The organism is Methanobacterium subterraneum (genome assembly GCF_002813695.1).
Lineage (GTDB): Archaea > Methanobacteriota > Methanobacteria > Methanobacteriales > Methanobacteriaceae > Methanobacterium > Methanobacterium subterraneum.
In genome coordinates this window covers 1,990,261-2,007,687 of the sequence record NZ_CP017768.1, presented here as the reverse complement: position 1 = coordinate 2,007,687, position 17,427 = coordinate 1,990,261, and the positions used below count along the sequence as shown (strand labels likewise).

The following is a 17,427-nucleotide window of genomic DNA, read 5'->3' as shown; positions in this document are numbered from 1 at the left end:
ACCACCACAAAGACAAAAAACATATTTTAACCCCTATATAAAAGATAAATTAGGTTAGTGGAGAAAAAATACGGAAATAATTGAATATGGTATTTTAAACTATTTTTGCAGGAACATAGTCCTCATCTGCACTCTCTAAATTTTTATAAACCCTAACCACATATACTACTATTCGATGGATATTGACAAACTACGTATTCTGGGTGAAGCCTCTCAATATGACCTCTGCAACTATGTAAGTCTTAATCAAGAGAATTTCACCTCACCAAACCTGCCAGGGATTTACCACGCTCGCACCCAAAGTGGATGCCAGGTGCCCTTATTTAAGGTTCTGATGAGCAATCACTGTACCAGTGACTGTAACTATTGCATCAACCATTGTCATAACCGTTTTGATAGAATTGAATTTTCACCGGAAGAGTTAATTTCAGTTTTCTTACATTATTACCAGAATCATTTTGCTGAAGGTCTTTTTCTAAGTTCAGGGCTGCCTGGGGATGCAGATGTAGCCATGGAAAATATGGTGGAAGTGGCCCGTAAGTTACGTCTGGAGTACGAGTACCAGGGTTACATACACCTCAAGGTGATTCCCGGTGCATCATATGACATGATTAAAAGGGCCATGAACCTGGCAGACCGGGTGAGTGTGAACCTGGAATCAGCCACTTCTTCGGGTTTCCAGGAGCTCACCACCACCAAAGACTATCACAACGATGTTCTGCGGAGGATGAAATGGATTGGACGTCTTAAAAAACGCCACCATGACCTGGCACCTTCCGGTCAGAGCACCCAGTTAATTGTGGGGGCCAACCACGAAACAGACCAGGATATACTTAAACGGGCTAAATGGCTCCATAAACATTTAAATATTAATTTAAGTTATCTTAGCCCCTTCGAACCAATTGATAAAACTCCACTAGCAGGTCATACCAAACCTGAAGAAAAACGAACCCCCCGACTTTACCAGGCCCAATTTCTTCTGAATTCCTATGGTTTTTCACTGGATGAAATGGTTCTGGATGATGAGGGTTTCCTATTCCTGGATGATGATCCCAAATTGCTCTGGGCAAAAGCTCATCCAGATATGTTCCCCCTGGAGGTGAATGAAGCCAGCTACAAAGAGTTACTGCGTGTTCCCGGAATCGGGAAAAAATCTGCTCAACGGATCATGGACGCCCGTAGAAATGGCAAAACATTCCGTAAACTGGACGAAATTAAGAAACTGGGTGTGGTGACCAAACGAGCCGAACCATTCATTCAGATGAACCATGCCCGGCAGACCACACTTTCATTTTGATAAAAAATTTAAAAAACAACCTAAAAATGTGTAAATTCAAATAAACAAAAATGAGTTATAAGTTATAACTAATAAGTTCTAACTTATAATTAATTATAACTTATAACTAACCGCCCCCGATTAACCTTTAATTTCTAAAAATCTTCCTTTTCAAACATTTCCCATATCTCAGGATATTTCTGTTGAACTGCCTCCTCAATGAGGGCCGATGCCTCTTTACTAATACTGAATGCCGGTTTGGTATTTTTTAAAAACCTTAAAACCGCCGCAGACCTAGCAGACCATAATGATATGCGGGGATTTTTACGAACCTCCAGAATCACTACATCAACAATTATTTTATTTGGATCTTCCCTGGTTTTCCTACTTTTTCTCTCTTTAGAAGAGGCTTTAGTTTTAGAGGAACTCTTGACTTGGGATTTTTTGGAGGATTTCTTTTCTGAGGTTGTTGTTTTTTTAACATCCGGTGTTTCCGTTTTATTAGGTTTTTCTTTACGGATCAGGGCATCCAATCCCCTCCCCAATGCACTCTCACCCTTTCTATCCGAGGTCATTTGTTATCCTCCAGATCAGCTTCAATCAATGATAATAATTCCTTGGCAAGATCATTGTAAGCTTCAGTTCCTATGCATTCCTCATCGTAGATGATACATGGTTTTCCATGGCTGGGAGCTTCAGCAAGTTTCACGTTACGGGGAATGGTGGTTTTGAAAATGAACTCAGTTTCACCAAAGTACTGTTTAACATTCTGGTAAACATCCCTACCCAGCCGGGTACGTGAATCATAGAGAGTTATCAGTATTCCCTTTATTGGTGAAGGACTGTTCAAACGACTTTCCACCAGGTTCATGGCATCCAATAGATCAGCCATTCCCTCCAGTGCATAGAACTCCGCCTGGATGGGTATGATAACACTATCTGCAGCCACCAGAGAGTTGATGGTCAGTATGCCCAGAGAAGGAGGAACGTCCAGCAGGACATAGTCATATTCATCCAGAATGCCATCCATTGATTCTTTTAATATGAATGGGAATCCAATATCTTTACTGAGTTCTATTTCAGCCCCACTCAGGGATATGTGACTGGGTAGGAGATCCAGTCCGGAAATTTCGGTGGGCACAATGGCTTCACCCAGTGTTTGTTCCCCAGTTAGGACCCTGTAAACCGAATTTTCCTCATTTTTCTCCACTCCAAATGCGGTGGTGGCATTGGCCTGGGGGTCCATGTCAATTACCAGAACTTTCTTTCCTAACAGTGCTAATGCTGCAGAAAGGTTTACTGCGGTGGTGGTTTTACCGCAACCCCCCTTTTGATTTAGTATTGATATTACTTCAGCCATAATGGTTCTCCTATATTTATTTATTTTTGAAATTTCTTATAAATTATAAGTTATTAAGTATAAGTTATAAGTTATAATATTTAAAGTTTTTAGATTCATTAATATGGATTCTTAGTGGATTTAGCCAATAAAATAAGAAATCAAAAAATAATAATCAAAAATATGGTATGTCTAATAAACCGGGATCATGCCTGGATTATTGCCGGTTATGCATTCTCCCCCGTTGGGGGTTACAATGAAGGTGTTTTCAATTCCAACCATTCCCACATCTTTAATTCCTTTTTTGGGCTCTATGGCAAATACCATTCCTTCCTGGAGGGGTTCGTCAAATCTTTCGGCGATCACCGGAAGCTCATCAATTAATAAACCAATGGCGTGGCCCAAGAACTTCACTTTACGGGGACCAAACCCCATGAAGTTTTCCAAAAACTCATCGTTAAGGTTATCCATTACTTGGTGGTAAATCTGTGAGGGTATTTCACCTGGTTTCAGCATCCCTGCTATTTCATTCTGTATTTCCACACACTTTTGGTGTGCTTCCAGTGCATGTGGGGGTAAGGGACTGCCATACATGTAGGTCATGGTCTTATCAGTGTTGTATCCATCAACTCCGCAGCCAACATCCACAAATACCAGGTCACCCTTTGTCAGCTTTCGGTTTCGGTTTCCCAGGACTGGTGCTGCCGGACTTAAACCAAGTGTTCCACTGGCCCCGTCAAAATATGTGGGGTAAAGACTGCTTTCACCGAAACCAACATGTCCCACCACGATTTCAGTGTCGAACATTCCGAAACGGGTTAATCCATGATGGCCTTCATCCACCAGGACTTTAAAAAGCTCTGTTGCCAGCTGGGCTTCACTCATCCCTTCCAGTAACATGTCCGGCACCAGATCTTCCAGGACGTGTTGATGGATCTTACCAGACTTTCTCATAAGAGACAGTTCATATTCACTTTTAACTGCCCTGACTGCAGCCACATGTAAATCAACTGGTTTGAATTCTTTAAAGGGGAAGTGTTTAACAAAACGCTGGTACAAAGCCAGGGGCATCACTTCAGTTTCCAAGTATATGGTATCCGGAAGAGTTCCAATATCCTTGCGGGCATCCCGGAAACTATTCATCGGTTTAATAACTGGGAATAATGATTCATCCCGGGCCCGCTGGTAGCTACGTCTGACCCAGAAGGTGGGATCCTCATCCCTGGAAATCATTAACATACCATCCTGCATGGTCCCAGTGAAATAATAGAGGTTAATATTACTGAAAATAACTGCCATGTCCCATTCTGGAGTTGAGGAATCCATCTGATTTTTAAATGCTTTCATTCGGCTATTTAATTCAGATAAAGGGACTTTTTCCATCATATTAACACTTGACTTATATTTATATTACTGAAAGGATTAATCGTGGGAGATTATGGATATGGGGTCCTTTAAAATTATTTTAAGATTATTTTTTGATAAATAACTCTGGGAGTTAACTTATTTAGAAATTAACCCTTCTGGAAATGTCCATTGGCAGAGGTAGAGGCCTGAAGGGCATTCCCTTGGTTACCAATTGTATAACATCGATGAGTTCCTGAAGACCCATGGATACTTTCTGACCGGTTTCCCGGACATTAACCGTTAGTTCACTGCCTTCTTCCATCTCACGATCCCCAATCACAATGACGTAAGGGGCCCATTCTCCTCCGGCGTTCCGGATCTTTTTACCCACTGTTTCGGGCCGGTCATCAACATCCACCCGTATATGAGCATCTTTGATTTCCTGGGCCAGTTTATGAGCATATTCAGTGTGTCTTTCGGCTATGGGTATAACCCTTACCTGGGTGGGTGCCAGCCACACTGGTAGCATGGGGACTTTTTCCTTCATGTCCAGAGCTGATTTTTCAAGTAAACTGCATATAACCCGTTCAATACTTCCAGTGGGGCTGCAGTGTAAGATGAGTGGGTGGTGTTCCTTCTCTTCAGAGTCTATGTAGGATATTCCGAATCTTTCCCCACTTTCCACGTCGATCTGAATGGTAGGATTTTCAATTGGCCGCCCCAGGGCATCAATGGCTGCGAAGTCCATTTTACATATCCAGTAATGTTTACGTTCCGGTAGGATCTCCATCAGCACGGGTTTGCCAATCATGGCTGCTGCTTTGTCAATCCATTCCCTGTTTTCTTCCATGAAATCGGCAGTGGCCCGGAATATAACCTCATAATTCACATCCAGGTCTTCACCAGTCCTTTTACACATTTCGATCTGGCCTTCAAATTCCCCCAGGGACTGTTTTAGGTCGGCGCAGACCGTGTGTAAATCCGGCATGGTGAATCCACGGAGCCTTTTTAATCCCACCACTTCCCCCTTTTTCTCCAGACGGAAACTGTAGGTTGAAAGTTCGTAAATACCCACTGGAAGGTTCTTCCAGGTTAAGAATGAGTCTGCTAGAATTCTGAATGCGCCGAAACAGGCCGCAAATCTGAGCATGAGGTCTTTTTTACCCCCTCCCAACCGGTACTGGCGTTCTCCGAATTTTTCAGCGTGCACACGGATGGCTTCATCTGCCAGGTCGTACATGATGGGTGTTTCCACTGGCATGGCACCCCGGTCTGTTACCAGGGTGTACACGTAGTCCGATAAAAGATCACGGATAAGTCGGCCTTTAGGGTACCATCGGAGGTGTCCTACATCAGCGGATGGCTCGTAATCTGCCAGTTTCTTCTCACGCATGAGTTTCACGTGTGGTGGTTCCTCACCAGTGGATTCTCCCCGTCCCAGTTCATAGTCCACCAGTTTCTTAAGGTCTGCATTCGGATAACTGTAATCCCCGGTCTTCAGCAGTTCACCGTCTTTTAGTATGTAAAATTTAGATTCTTCCCCTTCCGGTTCTTCTTTTTCTTCTTCAGCAGTTTCGGTAGTTATGCTCCTGGAAAGTTCTGATAGGGGGTGTCCTTTGCAGGAGACTTCGAATGATTTGTACCATCCAAAGGGAACCCTGCTCACTGGTAAATCACGAGTTAGAAGTTCGGACTCCATCCGGGAGAGAATATTTTTAGCTGCATCAGGAGCTCCTAAAGATGAGCTTAAATGAGCGTAGGGATAAATTACAATGTTTTCAGCTTTTACTTTCCCAGATACGTCCATTATTTCCTTCACAGCGTTTTCCACTATTGCTGCAGGGTTTGCCTCATCTTCCTTTTCTACGGCTGTGAAAACAACCAGTGCATTTTCAAACTGGCCTTTCTGCTTTTCATCGCTTATTTCCTCTGCTATTCGTGTTTTGGATTTTGTTTGGTACTTTAAATGATCAGAATGAATCAAAAGTATGCGCATGCTACCACCTTAATATAAACTCAGTTAGTCCTAATGTAATGATATATCAGTCAAGACTGGTACATAAAAATAAAGTTCTGTCTTGATGTTATTTATAAACTACCACTTCTTTTAAGACCTCCCCATGACCCTAGTTAAAATGCATCTGGAAAACCAATTAACCGATGATTAAACCCCGCAAATAATAGAACCCATTTCAACAAATGTTAAATTTCAATCAGAATATTCCTTGAAAGGTTAGATATTTCTCCCTCTTTCTGATTGAATCATAATCCACTAGTGATCTATTAGTATTGGACCAGATTATGATCCTACCACTTGAATAACATCAACTACCTCATAAGACAAATATGGTTATTAAACCCGCCAATATTACTACCAAAAAGATAATACCAATATTACGGGCGAATTTTCGTGTTCCCAGGAATAATGTTATTAAAAATTTGAAAACTGTATTGGAAATTGCTGCCAAGGTGATGGCAGTCACTGCAGTATTGTTAGAAATGGTATCCGGAGCCAGTAATGCCATGCTTATGGTAATGGCATCCACATCAGCCACACCCGAGATTATGCTAGCCAAGTAGACACCACTACTTCCCAGGTAGATATTGGCGATTTTAGAGAGGAATAAAATGGCCAAAAAGAGTGCTCCGAATATCAGGGCTGGTTTTAATGAGAAGGGATTATCCAGTTTAAGATCCGCATCCATCTGCCTTACCTCAGTTCTCCTCCAAACAAAAATCCCTAATATTATACCTAGAACTCCCATCACCATCATGGGGGCGGATAACTTTGGGAGCAGAGCAGGATTGATAACTGAGACCTCAAAGAGAATTCTAAGGAACATCATGGAACTGGCCACCACAGTGGCGAATACCGCAGCCTTCATTAGAAGTCCTGATTCCTTGACGCGGGCTGCCATGGATGTGGCCACCGCGGTACTGGACACCAAGCCCCCCACGATTCCAGTGACTCCCAAGCTCTTCTCTGGGCCAATGATTTTCATGAGGATGTATCCAGTGAAACTGATGGCAGAGATGAATACTACCATCAACCATATTTGGAAGGGATTGAACACCGCTAAGGGACCCATAACTTCATCGGGAAGGATTGGTAGAATTACAAAGGCTATTATCAGGAATTTGAGTGTGTTTATTAGCTCTTTTTCACTTACCCTGTGGGCAAACTGGTGGAGATGGGGTTTAATCGCCAGGAGTGTGGTGATGATTATGGCCAAAATAGGAGCCAACAACATTCCCTCATCAGCAAAACAGAGCATGCCCAAAACAAAGGTTAAAAAAGCAGCTATTTCAGTGGTTATTCCCACATCATCGTTTTTACGGGTGGTTACCAGGTAACTCAATCCCACCAGAACCACCAGGCCAGCGAAGGAAACTATCCAGAAATAGGGAAAATCCTGTGATAGATATGCAGAGATGGTTCCCAGGATGGCAATTAGAATAAATGTCCTAACCCCCGCAAACTCGGCCCCTTCCTTTTTCCGTTCCCGTTCAATGCCGATCAGTGCCCCCAATGCCAGGGCAATTAGGAACTTTAAAATTAAGAGAACATCCATGTTAGTAATATTGTATCTTAACTAATTTAATGTAATACGAAATTTTTAGAACTGCATCTTAAGAATTATCTACTAAATCCTTAAAAAGACATTCATAGAAGACTAGTTCCGTCAAAGCATATTTATCATTCACCAAAAGAGATAGCATTTAAAAGATGTTGTAACATAGTTATAACATTATAAGTTTTACACGATATTTTATTTTATAAATCACAGGTGATTGGATGAGAAGTGATAACATAAAAAAGGGGATTCAAAGAGCCCCTCATCGTTCCCTTTTACGGGCTTGTGGCGTGACAGAGGCTGAAATGGATAAACCATTCATTGGCGTGGCTAACAGTTTTACTGATATAGTCCCGGGACATATTCATTTAAAAAAAATTGCTGATGCCGTTAAGATGGGAATAAGCCAGGCCGGAGGTGTTCCTTTCGAGTTCAACACCATGGCTATTTGCGATGGTATTGCCATGAATCATGATGGAATGCGCTATTCACTGGCCAGCCGCGAAATCGTTGCGGATACTGTGGAGAGCATGGCCCAGGCCCACAGCCTGGATGCTCTGGTTCTTTTACCAACCTGTGATAAGATCGTGCCCGGAATGCTAATGGCTGCTGCTCGTCTGGACATACCCTGCATCGTGGTTACTGGTGGCCCTATGCTCCCTGGAGAATACAAAGGAGAGGCTGTGGATCTGATAAATGTTTTCGAAGCAGTAGGTGAGGTTTCCGCTGGGAAAATGAGTGAAACGGAACTGGATGAACTGGAACGTTGCGCCTGTCCCGGGGCAGGATCATGCGCTGGGCTTTTCACCGCCAACAGTATGGCTTGCTTAACTGAAGCCCTGGGAATGAGCTTACCCTACTGTGCCACCACCCACGCTGTGGACTCCCGGAAAATACAGATGGCCCATGAATCTGGTGAGAAAATTATGGAATTGGTGAAGAAAAACATCACCCCCTCCATGATCATGACCCAGGACGCCTTCTACAACGCCGTGGTGATAGATCTGGCCCTGGGAGGGTCCAGCAACACCACCTTACATTTGCCAGCCATAGCCAATGAACTGGCAGACAAAGGAGTTAAAGTAGATTTAGATCTCTTTGATAGCCTCAGCCGAGAAATACCACACCTGGCAGCCATCAGCCCATCTGGTAAACACACTATGCTGGATCTGCACAAGGCAGGAGGCATACCCGCTGTTTTGAAGATTTTAGGAGACAAGATTATTCAGGGATCCCTCACCTGTACTGGTGAATCTCTGGGAGATAATATCACTGAAGCTGAAGTTGTGGATGATACAGTTATACATTCAATGGAGAACCCAGTACACTCGGAAGGAGGTATTGCAGTCCTAAAGGGCAGTTTAGCCCCTAAAGGATCTGTGGTGAAACAGGCCGCTGTTAGTGCTGATATGTTAACTCATGAAGGCCCTGCTAAAGTCTTTAACAGCGAAGAAGAAGCCACCGAAGGAATATTCCAGGGTAAAATTCAGGAAGGGGATGTTATTGTCATTCGTTACGAGGGTCCCCGGGGCGGTCCTGGAATGCGGGAAATGTTAAACCCCACCTCTGCAATATCTGGAATGGGAATCAAATCCGTGGCCCTGGTGACCGATGGAAGATTCTCTGGAGGAACCAGAGGCCCCTGTATCGGCCATGTATCACCAGAAGCCATGAGTAACGGACCTATTGCCGTGGTTGAAGATGGTGATATCATAAAAATAGACATACCCCGGAGAAAAATAGAACTCCTCATTAGTGAAGACGAAATCAAAGAAAGGCTCCAGAATGTTAAACACCCTGAAAAACAGTTGAAAGGATGGTTATCACGCTACAGCAAAATGGCCAGTTCTGCTGATGAAGGTGCGGTCCTTAAATAGGGTGGTTTAATGGCTAAAAAACGAAATCCCAATACCAAGGCAAAAAAGTCTAAATTATCACCCAAGGAGAAATCCACCAGCATGAGCAGGGAGATAGCCAGTTACGTCATAATCATACTGGTGGGAATTGTACTAGCCCAGCACCTGAATGTGGTGGTCTCGGGAAGTATGGAACCAGTCTTCTATCGTGGGGATGTGGTGGTAATTGAAAAAACCAACTTCCTTGGGATTCAGGAAGTAAACCCCTCTGATTTGAAAGTGGGAGATATTATCATATACCATGCTAACTGGTTCCCGGAACCTGTTATCCATCGTATAATCAGTATCCAGACAGGATCTGACGGGCAAACATATTACGTTACCAAGGGAGATAATAATCCCAAACCAGACCCCAGTCTGGTCTCCACCAGTCAGGTTCAGGCCAAAGTGGTGAGTTTAGGTAACCAGCCCCTTATAATCCCCAAAATAGGCTACATCACTTTATGGATCCGTGGACTTTAATCCATGGATTTCCATTTCATTTTTATTATAAAATCATCCATTCATCAAATTACTATTAATGCTTATAAGGTGAATTCATGTATAGAAAATTGGAAAAAACCGCTATTAACATTGTGCAAAAAGCTATTCAAGATCTCGGATGGGAAGAACCTGCTGAGATTAAATTTGAAGTGCCTCCAAACCCTAATATGGGTGATCTGGCCACATCAGTGGCTTTTCAATTTGCACCAATCCTGAAAAGATCTCCAGTGGAGATTTCACAGACACTGGTAGAAAAAATTGAACTCATTTCACCTTTTAAAGGAGTGGAATCCAAAGGCCCCTATGTTAACTTTTTCTTTGACACTGAAATCTTTTCCAGAATGGTTACTGAATCCGTACAGGAAGATTATGGTTCACTGGAAAATAGGGATGAAAAAGTAATCCTGGAACACACCTCAGCCAATCCCAACGGACCTCTGCATATTGGACATGTCAGAAATGCCATTATAGGAGATTCACTGGCCCGGGTTTTACGGGCAGCCGGTTTCCAGGTGGAAACCCAGTACTATGTTAACGATATGGGAAGACAGATTGCCATGATCGTGTGGGGACTCCAAAACCTGGATTACCAGATGGATCCAAATGGAAAAGGTGATGTTGAAATTGGAAAGCTTTACTTTGAGGTTAACCAGGAATTAAAAACTAATCCAGAAATCAAGCAACAGATAGACACCATATTAAAAATATATGAAGAAGAAAACCCCCCTGAACTGGAATCCATGTTTAAAGAAGTGGTGAGTAAGTGTCTGGAGGGAGTGGAAAATACTTCCCGACGTATGAACATCACCCACGATGCATTCATCTGGGAAAGTAAATTTGTCAGGGATGGTTCCCTAATGAAGATATTGAATAAATTGGAAGACTACACTTCAAAAAATGAGGTGCTCTACCTGGATTTAACCGATTACGGAATTGAAAAAGAACTCATTTTAACCCGTTCCGATGGAACTTCCCTTTACACCACCAGAGATCTGGCTTACCACTTGGAAAAATCGGAAAATTCAGATATTGTGGTGGATGTTCTGGGTTCGGATCATAAACTGGCCATTGACCAGTTGAAAGTTGCCCTGGGACTATTGGGAGGTAAAAGTCCTGAGGTTGTTTTCTATGAATTCATCACCCTGCCGGAAGGATCCATGTCCACCCGGAGAGGAGTGTTCATTAGCGTTGATGAACTGATTGATGAAGCCACCCAAAGGGCACGGGCTGAACTGGATAAGCGAAGACCAGAATTAAGTGAAGATGAAAAAGAAAATATTGCTAAAATCATTGGAGTGGGTGCTATCCGCTATTATATCGCGCGACTATCCCCTGAAAAGCACATTGTATTTAAATGGGATGAAGCATTAAGTTTTGAGAGAGGTTGTGCATCTATTCAGTATGCTCATGCACGGGCATGTAAATTACTTGGAAAAGCTAACGGATTCACCCCAGTTGAAGTAGATGTGGATGCTTTGAACTTCCAGGATCTGGATACACTTGAAGTTGACCTCTTGAAAACTCTGGCCAGATTCAGTAGTATAGTCACGGCCTCCGCCCAGGACATGAGGGTTCATTCCGTGGCCCAGTACGCACTTGAAGTGGCAGGTGCCTTCAACAAGTTCTACAAATCTGTTCCAGTTATTGGATCAGAAAAAGAAGTTTTAAGACTTCTCTTAGTAGATAAGTCCAGGATAACCATTAGAAATTGCCTTGATCTACTGGGAATAGAATCCCCAGTATCAATGTAGGTTCTGGAACTTTAGATTAAAAAATATGGAACTTTATATTAAGAGATTAATTTGATTATTAAATCTTAACTCAATATAACTGAAAAAATTGATTCAATAACTAAAAAAAATGTTTTAAGGGATGTTATTTAATGTCTGCGGATACTGAACAAAAAATATTAGACGCTGCCCTAAAAGTTTTCTCAGAAAAAGGATATAACGGTGCTAGAACTCGGATAATTGCTGAAAAATCAGGTTTCACTGAAATGACATTATTCAGAAAATTCGAAACTAAAGAAAATCTGTTTAATAGAGTTTTAAGCGAAAATAAGCATAAGATAATGGAAGATGTTGATTCCCTAATGGTCCTGGATGATGGGGAAAATGATCCTAAAACCCAATTTAGAACTTTAATACTCAATCTGGTAGATTTGGTTGATAAAAACTTTGAATACGTAAACATAATTATTTATGAAAGAGAAAAAATCCCAGATTCTGTTTCAAAAATTTTCGTATCGCATTTAGCCAATTATCTGGACAAAATTTTACTTGAAACGAAAATAGACCACAATGTTCTGGCCTTTATGATCTTGAGCTTCCTGTACTTCATAATTCTGAATAAAAAAACAGAAATGAAATTTTTAGATCTGGATCAGGCCATAGAAGAGTTTATAAGTTACCATTCAAACAGTTTGGAACTATAAACCCTTTATTTATTTCTTTTTAGTTTAATTGAATCTAATTTTTAAATCCTAAAATTTGTCAACAAATGACTGATTCTAACCCTAAAAATTAGCTCTTAAGTAAAAGGTAGAGAATGGCCTTCTGAACATGGAGTCTGTTTTCAGCTTGATCCCACACTGCAGACTGAGGTCCGTTTAAAACTTCCTCAGTTATTTCCTGTCCCCTGATTGCAGGGAGGCAGTGTAAGACCATTGCGTTCTTATTAGCCTGGTTCAGGATGTCCTGGTTAACCTGGTAATCCTGCATGTCAGATATTCTCCTGGTTTCCTCTTCTTCATCACCCATACTAACCCAAACATCAGTGTAAAGCACATCAGCACATTTAACTGCTTCAGCAACATCACTGGTTACTTGGATAACTGAACCTGATTTTTGGGCAATTTTTTGGGCTTCTTTTAAAATAAGTTGATCCGGTTCATAACCCTCAGGGCAGGCTACCGTGAAATCCATTCCTACCATTGCAGTGGCCAGTAATAGGGAATTACAGACATTGTTCCCATCACCCATGAATGTCATCTGAAGGTCCAGGGTGTTTTTACGCTCTTGAATGGTAAAAATGTCAGTGAATGCCTGACAAGGGTGTTCAATGTTTGTTAAACCATTAATAACCGGTATATCTGCATATCTGGCAAATTCAAGGACATCTTGATGTTCACGTGCCCTGATCATTATACCATCAACATAGCGACTCATGGCGCGGGCAGTGTCCGGTATGATCTCTCCCCTCCCTAATTGGAGATCAGAAGCTGATAAGTAAAGTGGATGTCCGCCCAACTGGTACATACCCACTTCAAAGGATATTCTAGTTCTTGTAGAGGCTTTCTCAAAAACCATTGCCAGAGATTTGCCTTTTAATGGTTTTTCAGGACCCTGTCCTTTTTTAAACTTTCCAGCTACTTCCAGTATATTCTCCAGATGGTCTTGCGCGTCTAACGCAGATAAAAGGTATTTCATAGCCTCATCCCTAATTTCCTTTTTTGAATGAAATAAATCAATGCAAATATAGTTTATTGCCTCAGAGTATTGAAATTCTAATTCTTTTTAAGTTGTAATATCTACCGATACTTTTACTTAAAGTTTATGAAAAGAATTATAATATATTAAGTGGTATTTTCACTGAATTCAAGCCTATAAACTCTATTAATAGCTTCAAGCTGTTTTTCACTTTCTTTAACCCTTTCTTCATCCTTAATGACTTTACCCACATTTCTAATCCATTCATCATGGTTCTCTTGGGATTCTTTTGCTGAACTATTCATAAGCCTATGTTGGGAGTCTTCCACCATTTTTTGATGTTTGATAATGTCCTTTTTCGCTTCATCAAGGTCTGATTTTGCCTGATGAAAAAGTTGAAATAAGCCATCCCGTATTTCATCATCCACAAGAGACTGTAAATTGTGAATATTTTTTTTTAACTCGGCGATTTCACTATCCTGCAAAATAAGAACTTTAGATAACTCATTCAACTTTATCTGTGTGTATTCCAGCCCTTGTGAAGATCCATCATTATCAAAGGATAAAACCTGAGTTTGTAATGCCATAATCTCATTTTTTAACTCTGTATGATCCTGGAGGATCCGATCCAGTTTCAGTTCATGATCCAGTATATCACTGGCAAGATCCTTAATCTTCTGGGCATTTGGCAGATTATTAAGATATTTCCTGGAGCGGGTCATTTAAATCACCTATTTATTTATATCAGCCACGGATTTCCTTCATATGCTGAATACGCTTAGAGATAAGTTCTTCGGTTCCAACATCACTACGATGATACAAGTCACCCTTTACGTACTGGGTGGCTCTTTCACATCGTTCTTCGGCGTCTTGAATACTATCAGCAGTGGTGACCAGACCCAATGCCCGGGAACCGGTAGTTAACACTTTACCATTTTGCTGATTTACCGCTGCATAGAACACCATTCCACCTTCGGCTTTTATCTTTTCCTCATCCACCTGGATGGGTTGGCCTGCTTTTCCACTTTCAGGATAACCATTTGGGACCAAATATTTACAGACCGTTGCTTGGGGTTTGAACTGGGCTTTTTTAAGGTTTCCATCCACCACTCCCTGGCATAAATCCACCATACTGGTTTCCAGTAGAGGTAAGACATTCATAGCTTCTGGGTCTCCGAATCGGGCGTTATATTCCACTAATTTAGGACCATCACGGCAGAGCATGAACTGACCATAAAGAACACCTTTATACGGACCAACCTCTTTTTTAACAGCTCTGATAGTTTCTTCCATTACCTTAACCGCAGCATCATAGTCTTTGGATTCAAGGAAAGGTAAAAGTCCGTTTTTATCAGAGTATGAACCCATTCCCCCAGTTATAGGGCCCTGATCACCTTCGTAGGCATGGGGATGATCCTGAGCTGCCGGCATGGGTACCAGATGATCTCCATCAACCAGAGCCTGTACTGTGAATTCCTCACCGATTAGGCGTTCTTCTAGGACTACACTGGCATGACCGCCTATTTTATTATCAATAATCTCTTTGACATAACTTTTAGCATCTTCAGAGTCTTTAAGGTGTTCACCTACTATTTTAACCCCTTTTCCACCGGTTAAACCCACTGGTTTTACTACCACATCTTGAGCAAAATCGTCAATGAACTCGCCAGCATCCTCTACTGTGTTAAAGGCTCCATAGGCAATGGAACCTGAGATGTTATGTTTTGTAAACAGATCCCGCATGAATGCTTTGTCTGTTTCGATTCTGGCAGCCTGCTGAGTGGGTCCCACGCAGGGAATTCCTGCTTCCTGTAGTGTGTCCACAATACCGTGTTCCAGAGGTGCTTCCGGTCCAATAATAGCCATATCCACTTTCAGGTCCAGGGCGTGTTTTTTCACCCCTTCAATATCCATTTCACTACCAATCTTGAATTGGGAAATGCGGGCTATGCCCGGGTTTTGGTTGCTCATTATTGAATAAATGTCAGCTTCTCCATGTAATGCCTGACAAATTGCGTGTTCTCTTGCTCCAGTTCCTACCACCAGAATTTTCATACTAACCCTCCACTTTTCTTAATGTAAACATCTTTAATTTCACACAAATATAATTCTTGGTTTCTTTTTTAAAGTTAAACTAGCCATTATATGATTGTAAAGGAGTCCAGGTATTTACCAGTTAAGATTACAATGATTCCAATCTACAGATTGCAATTGTTATTATACATACAAATACATATAACATGAAAACTAAATCGGCATATAATAATAGGGAGATTTTTTTAAGAATAGAAATTATTTCAAGAAAACACAATTAGGTGTCAAATATGAAGGGCAGTCAAGCCATAATCAAGTCACTAACCGATGAGGGAGTGGACGTAGTCTTCGGATATCCTGGAGGAGTCTTACTCCCCCTGTACGATGTAATCTACGATTCAGACCTCAAACACATACTGGTAAGGCACGAACAGTGCGCAGCCCACGCAGCAGATGGTTATGCTCGGGCTTCCGGCAAAGTAGGTGTCTGCATAGGCACTTCCGGTCCTGGAGCCACCAATCTGGTGACCGGTATTGCCACAGCTTACATGGACTCCGCTCCTATCGTGGCTTTGGCAGGACAGGTAGGTACTTCCCTGATAGGTAACGATGCCTTTCAGGAAGTAGACACCATAGGTATGACCATGCCCATTAGCAAACACAGTTATCAGGCCATGGACCCCTCAGAAATACCTCAGATGATACGATCATCATTTTACATAGCCAGAACTGGGAGACCCGGGCCGGTGGTAGTTGATCTACCTAAAGATGTCCAGGAAGGAGAGCTGGATTATCCAGAAAACATAACCATTGACCTACCAGGTTACAAACCCACCAAAAAAGGACACCCCCTGCAGGTTAAAAAGGCAGCTGAACTGATATTAACGTCTAAAAAGCCAGTTATACTTGCCGGAGGAGGTGTGATCCACTCCAATTCTTCAGATGAACTGCAACACCTATCAGAAATAATTGGCGCACCCGTAACCACCAGTTTAATGGGTAAAGGATGCTTCCCCGAAGACCATCCCCTATCACTGGGAATGCTGGGAATGCACGGCCGTATGTCCTCCAACATGATGGTGGACGAGTGTGACTGCCTGATAGCAGTAGGATGCCGGTTTTCTGACCGTACTACTGGCGACGTGAATAAATTCGCACCTAACGCTAAAATAATACATATCGACGTTGATCCCGCCGAGATTGGTAAGAATATAACAGTGAACGTGCCCATTGTTGGAGATGCCAAGATCATCCTATCACACCTGATCAGGATCATATCCCAGACCAAGTCAGTTAACAATCATGACTGGGCTGATTATGTTAAATCCTTCCGGACCAGTTGCATGCCCCGTCTTTCATTTGACGACATCCCGCTGAAGCCCCAACAGGTTATAAAAGAGATTTCAGAAGCGGTTACTGATGACACCATAGTTACCACTGATGTTGGGCAGAACCAGATGTGGATGGCCCATTATTTCACTTCCAGAAATCCTAGGAAATTCATATCCTCTGGAGGCCTGGGAACCATGGGATTCGGTTTTCCCTCAGCCATGGGTGCCAAAGTTGCCATGCCGGACAATGATGTGGTTGCAGTGTGTGGGGACGGGGGCTTTTTAATGGTTTGCCAGGACCTGGCCACGGTTAAAGAGTACGACATCCCGGTGGTGGTCTGTGTACTGGATAACCGTTACCTAGGAATGGTGTTCCAATGGCAGAAACTATTCTACGATGAACGCATATCCCAGACCAAACTTAAAGCCATGCCCGATTTTGTTAAACTGGCCGAAGCTTTCGGAGTGAACGCTTACCGGGTTGAACGCCCGGGTGAGATGAAAGAAACACTCAAAGATGCTTTGAATTCTGGTGAACCAACTCTCATTGATGTGATGATCGATCCCAATGAAATCTTACCAATGGTGCCCCCAGGATGTGGTCTCACTGAGATCGTGGGGGAGTACAAGGTTGAAAGGGAAAATCCAGGAGAGATAACCTACCAGCATTCTGCCAAGGAAACTGGAGGGGATTAAAA

14 protein-coding genes are annotated in these 17,427 nt (G+C 42.3%); 6 read left to right on the top strand and 8 right to left on the bottom strand.

Annotation, left to right across the window (positions count from 1 at the left end):
- Positions 1 to 175 precede the first annotated feature (175 nt).
- Entirely contained in the window at positions 176 to 1,297 is a 1,122-nt protein-coding gene (locus tag BK009_RS09750) for a radical SAM protein (protein ID WP_100905197.1), read from the top strand.
- A gap of 134 nt (positions 1,298 to 1,431) precedes the next feature.
- Here the strand turns inward: BK009_RS09750 and BK009_RS09745 are convergent, their stop codons facing one another.
- The 5 genes from BK009_RS09745 to BK009_RS09725 form a co-directional block, all read right to left on the bottom strand.
- The gene (locus BK009_RS09745; RefSeq protein WP_100909497.1) at positions 1,432 to 1,851 is read right to left on the bottom strand and encodes an AAA family ATPase; all 420 of its coding nucleotides are present in this window, start codon (positions 1,849 to 1,851) and stop codon (positions 1,432 to 1,434) included.
- Positions 1,848 to 2,636 (bottom strand): ParA family protein, encoded by a 789-nt coding sequence (locus BK009_RS09740; RefSeq protein ID WP_100907222.1) that lies wholly within the window; start codon positions 2,634 to 2,636, stop codon positions 1,848 to 1,850. The genes BK009_RS09745 and BK009_RS09740 overlap by 4 nt, the downstream gene beginning before the upstream one ends.
- 171 nt (positions 2,637 to 2,807) lie before the next feature.
- Positions 2,808 to 4,001, bottom strand: a complete 1,194-nt coding sequence (locus BK009_RS09735; protein ID WP_100909496.1) for a M24 family metallopeptidase — start codon at positions 3,999 to 4,001, stop codon at positions 2,808 to 2,810.
- Positions 4,002 to 4,122: 121 nt separating this feature from the next.
- Positions 4,123 to 5,958, bottom strand: a complete 1,836-nt coding sequence (locus tag BK009_RS09730) for a threonine--tRNA ligase (protein ID WP_100909495.1) — start codon at positions 5,956 to 5,958, stop codon at positions 4,123 to 4,125.
- A gap of 337 nt (positions 5,959 to 6,295) precedes the next feature.
- Positions 6,296 to 7,534, bottom strand: a complete 1,239-nt coding sequence (locus BK009_RS09725) for an MgtC/SapB family protein (protein WP_100909494.1) — start codon at positions 7,532 to 7,534, stop codon at positions 6,296 to 6,298.
- A gap of 224 nt (positions 7,535 to 7,758) precedes the next feature.
- Here BK009_RS09725 and ilvD point away from each other — a divergent pair, with 224 nt between their 5' ends.
- From ilvD to BK009_RS09705, 4 genes are all read left to right on the top strand, one after another.
- Positions 7,759 to 9,414 (top strand): dihydroxy-acid dehydratase, encoded by a 1,656-nt coding sequence (ilvD, locus tag BK009_RS09720; RefSeq protein ID WP_100909493.1) that lies wholly within the window; start codon positions 7,759 to 7,761, stop codon positions 9,412 to 9,414.
- A gap of 81 nt (positions 9,415 to 9,495) precedes the next feature.
- A complete protein-coding gene (locus BK009_RS09715; RefSeq protein ID WP_232728098.1) occupies positions 9,496 to 9,915 on the top strand; it encodes a signal peptidase I in 420 nt (139 codons plus the stop codon).
- A 77-nt stretch (positions 9,916 to 9,992) separates the two neighbouring features.
- Positions 9,993 to 11,687 carry an arginine--tRNA ligase gene (gene argS, locus BK009_RS09710; RefSeq protein WP_100909492.1) on the top strand — a complete coding sequence of 565 codons (1,695 nt, stop codon included), beginning with the start codon at positions 9,993 to 9,995 and terminating at the stop codon, positions 11,685 to 11,687.
- Positions 11,688 to 11,818: 131 nt separating this feature from the next.
- Positions 11,819 to 12,370, top strand: coding sequence for a TetR/AcrR family transcriptional regulator (locus BK009_RS09705; protein ID WP_100905205.1), 552 nt, complete (start codon positions 11,819 to 11,821; stop codon positions 12,368 to 12,370).
- 88 nt (positions 12,371 to 12,458) lie between these two features.
- Here BK009_RS09705 and argF read toward each other — a convergent pair whose 3' ends face one another.
- From argF to purD, 3 genes are all read right to left on the bottom strand, one after another.
- Positions 12,459 to 13,364 (bottom strand): ornithine carbamoyltransferase, encoded by a 906-nt coding sequence (gene argF / locus BK009_RS09700; RefSeq protein ID WP_100909491.1) that lies wholly within the window; start codon positions 13,362 to 13,364, stop codon positions 12,459 to 12,461.
- 146 nt (positions 13,365 to 13,510) lie between these two features.
- A complete protein-coding gene (locus tag BK009_RS09695) occupies positions 13,511 to 14,086 on the bottom strand; it encodes a hypothetical protein (RefSeq protein WP_100907216.1) in 576 nt (191 codons plus the stop codon).
- Positions 14,087 to 14,108: 22 nt separating this feature from the next.
- Complete coding sequence (gene purD, locus BK009_RS09690) at positions 14,109 to 15,419, bottom strand: phosphoribosylamine--glycine ligase (protein ID WP_100907215.1); 1,311 nt, start codon at positions 15,417 to 15,419, stop codon at positions 14,109 to 14,111.
- 269 nt (positions 15,420 to 15,688) lie between these two features.
- Between purD and BK009_RS09685 the strand changes: the two genes are divergently transcribed.
- Positions 15,689 to 17,425, top strand: a complete 1,737-nt coding sequence (locus BK009_RS09685; protein ID WP_100909490.1) for an acetolactate synthase large subunit — start codon at positions 15,689 to 15,691, stop codon at positions 17,423 to 17,425.
- The last annotated feature ends 2 nt before the right edge of the window (positions 17,426 to 17,427 follow it).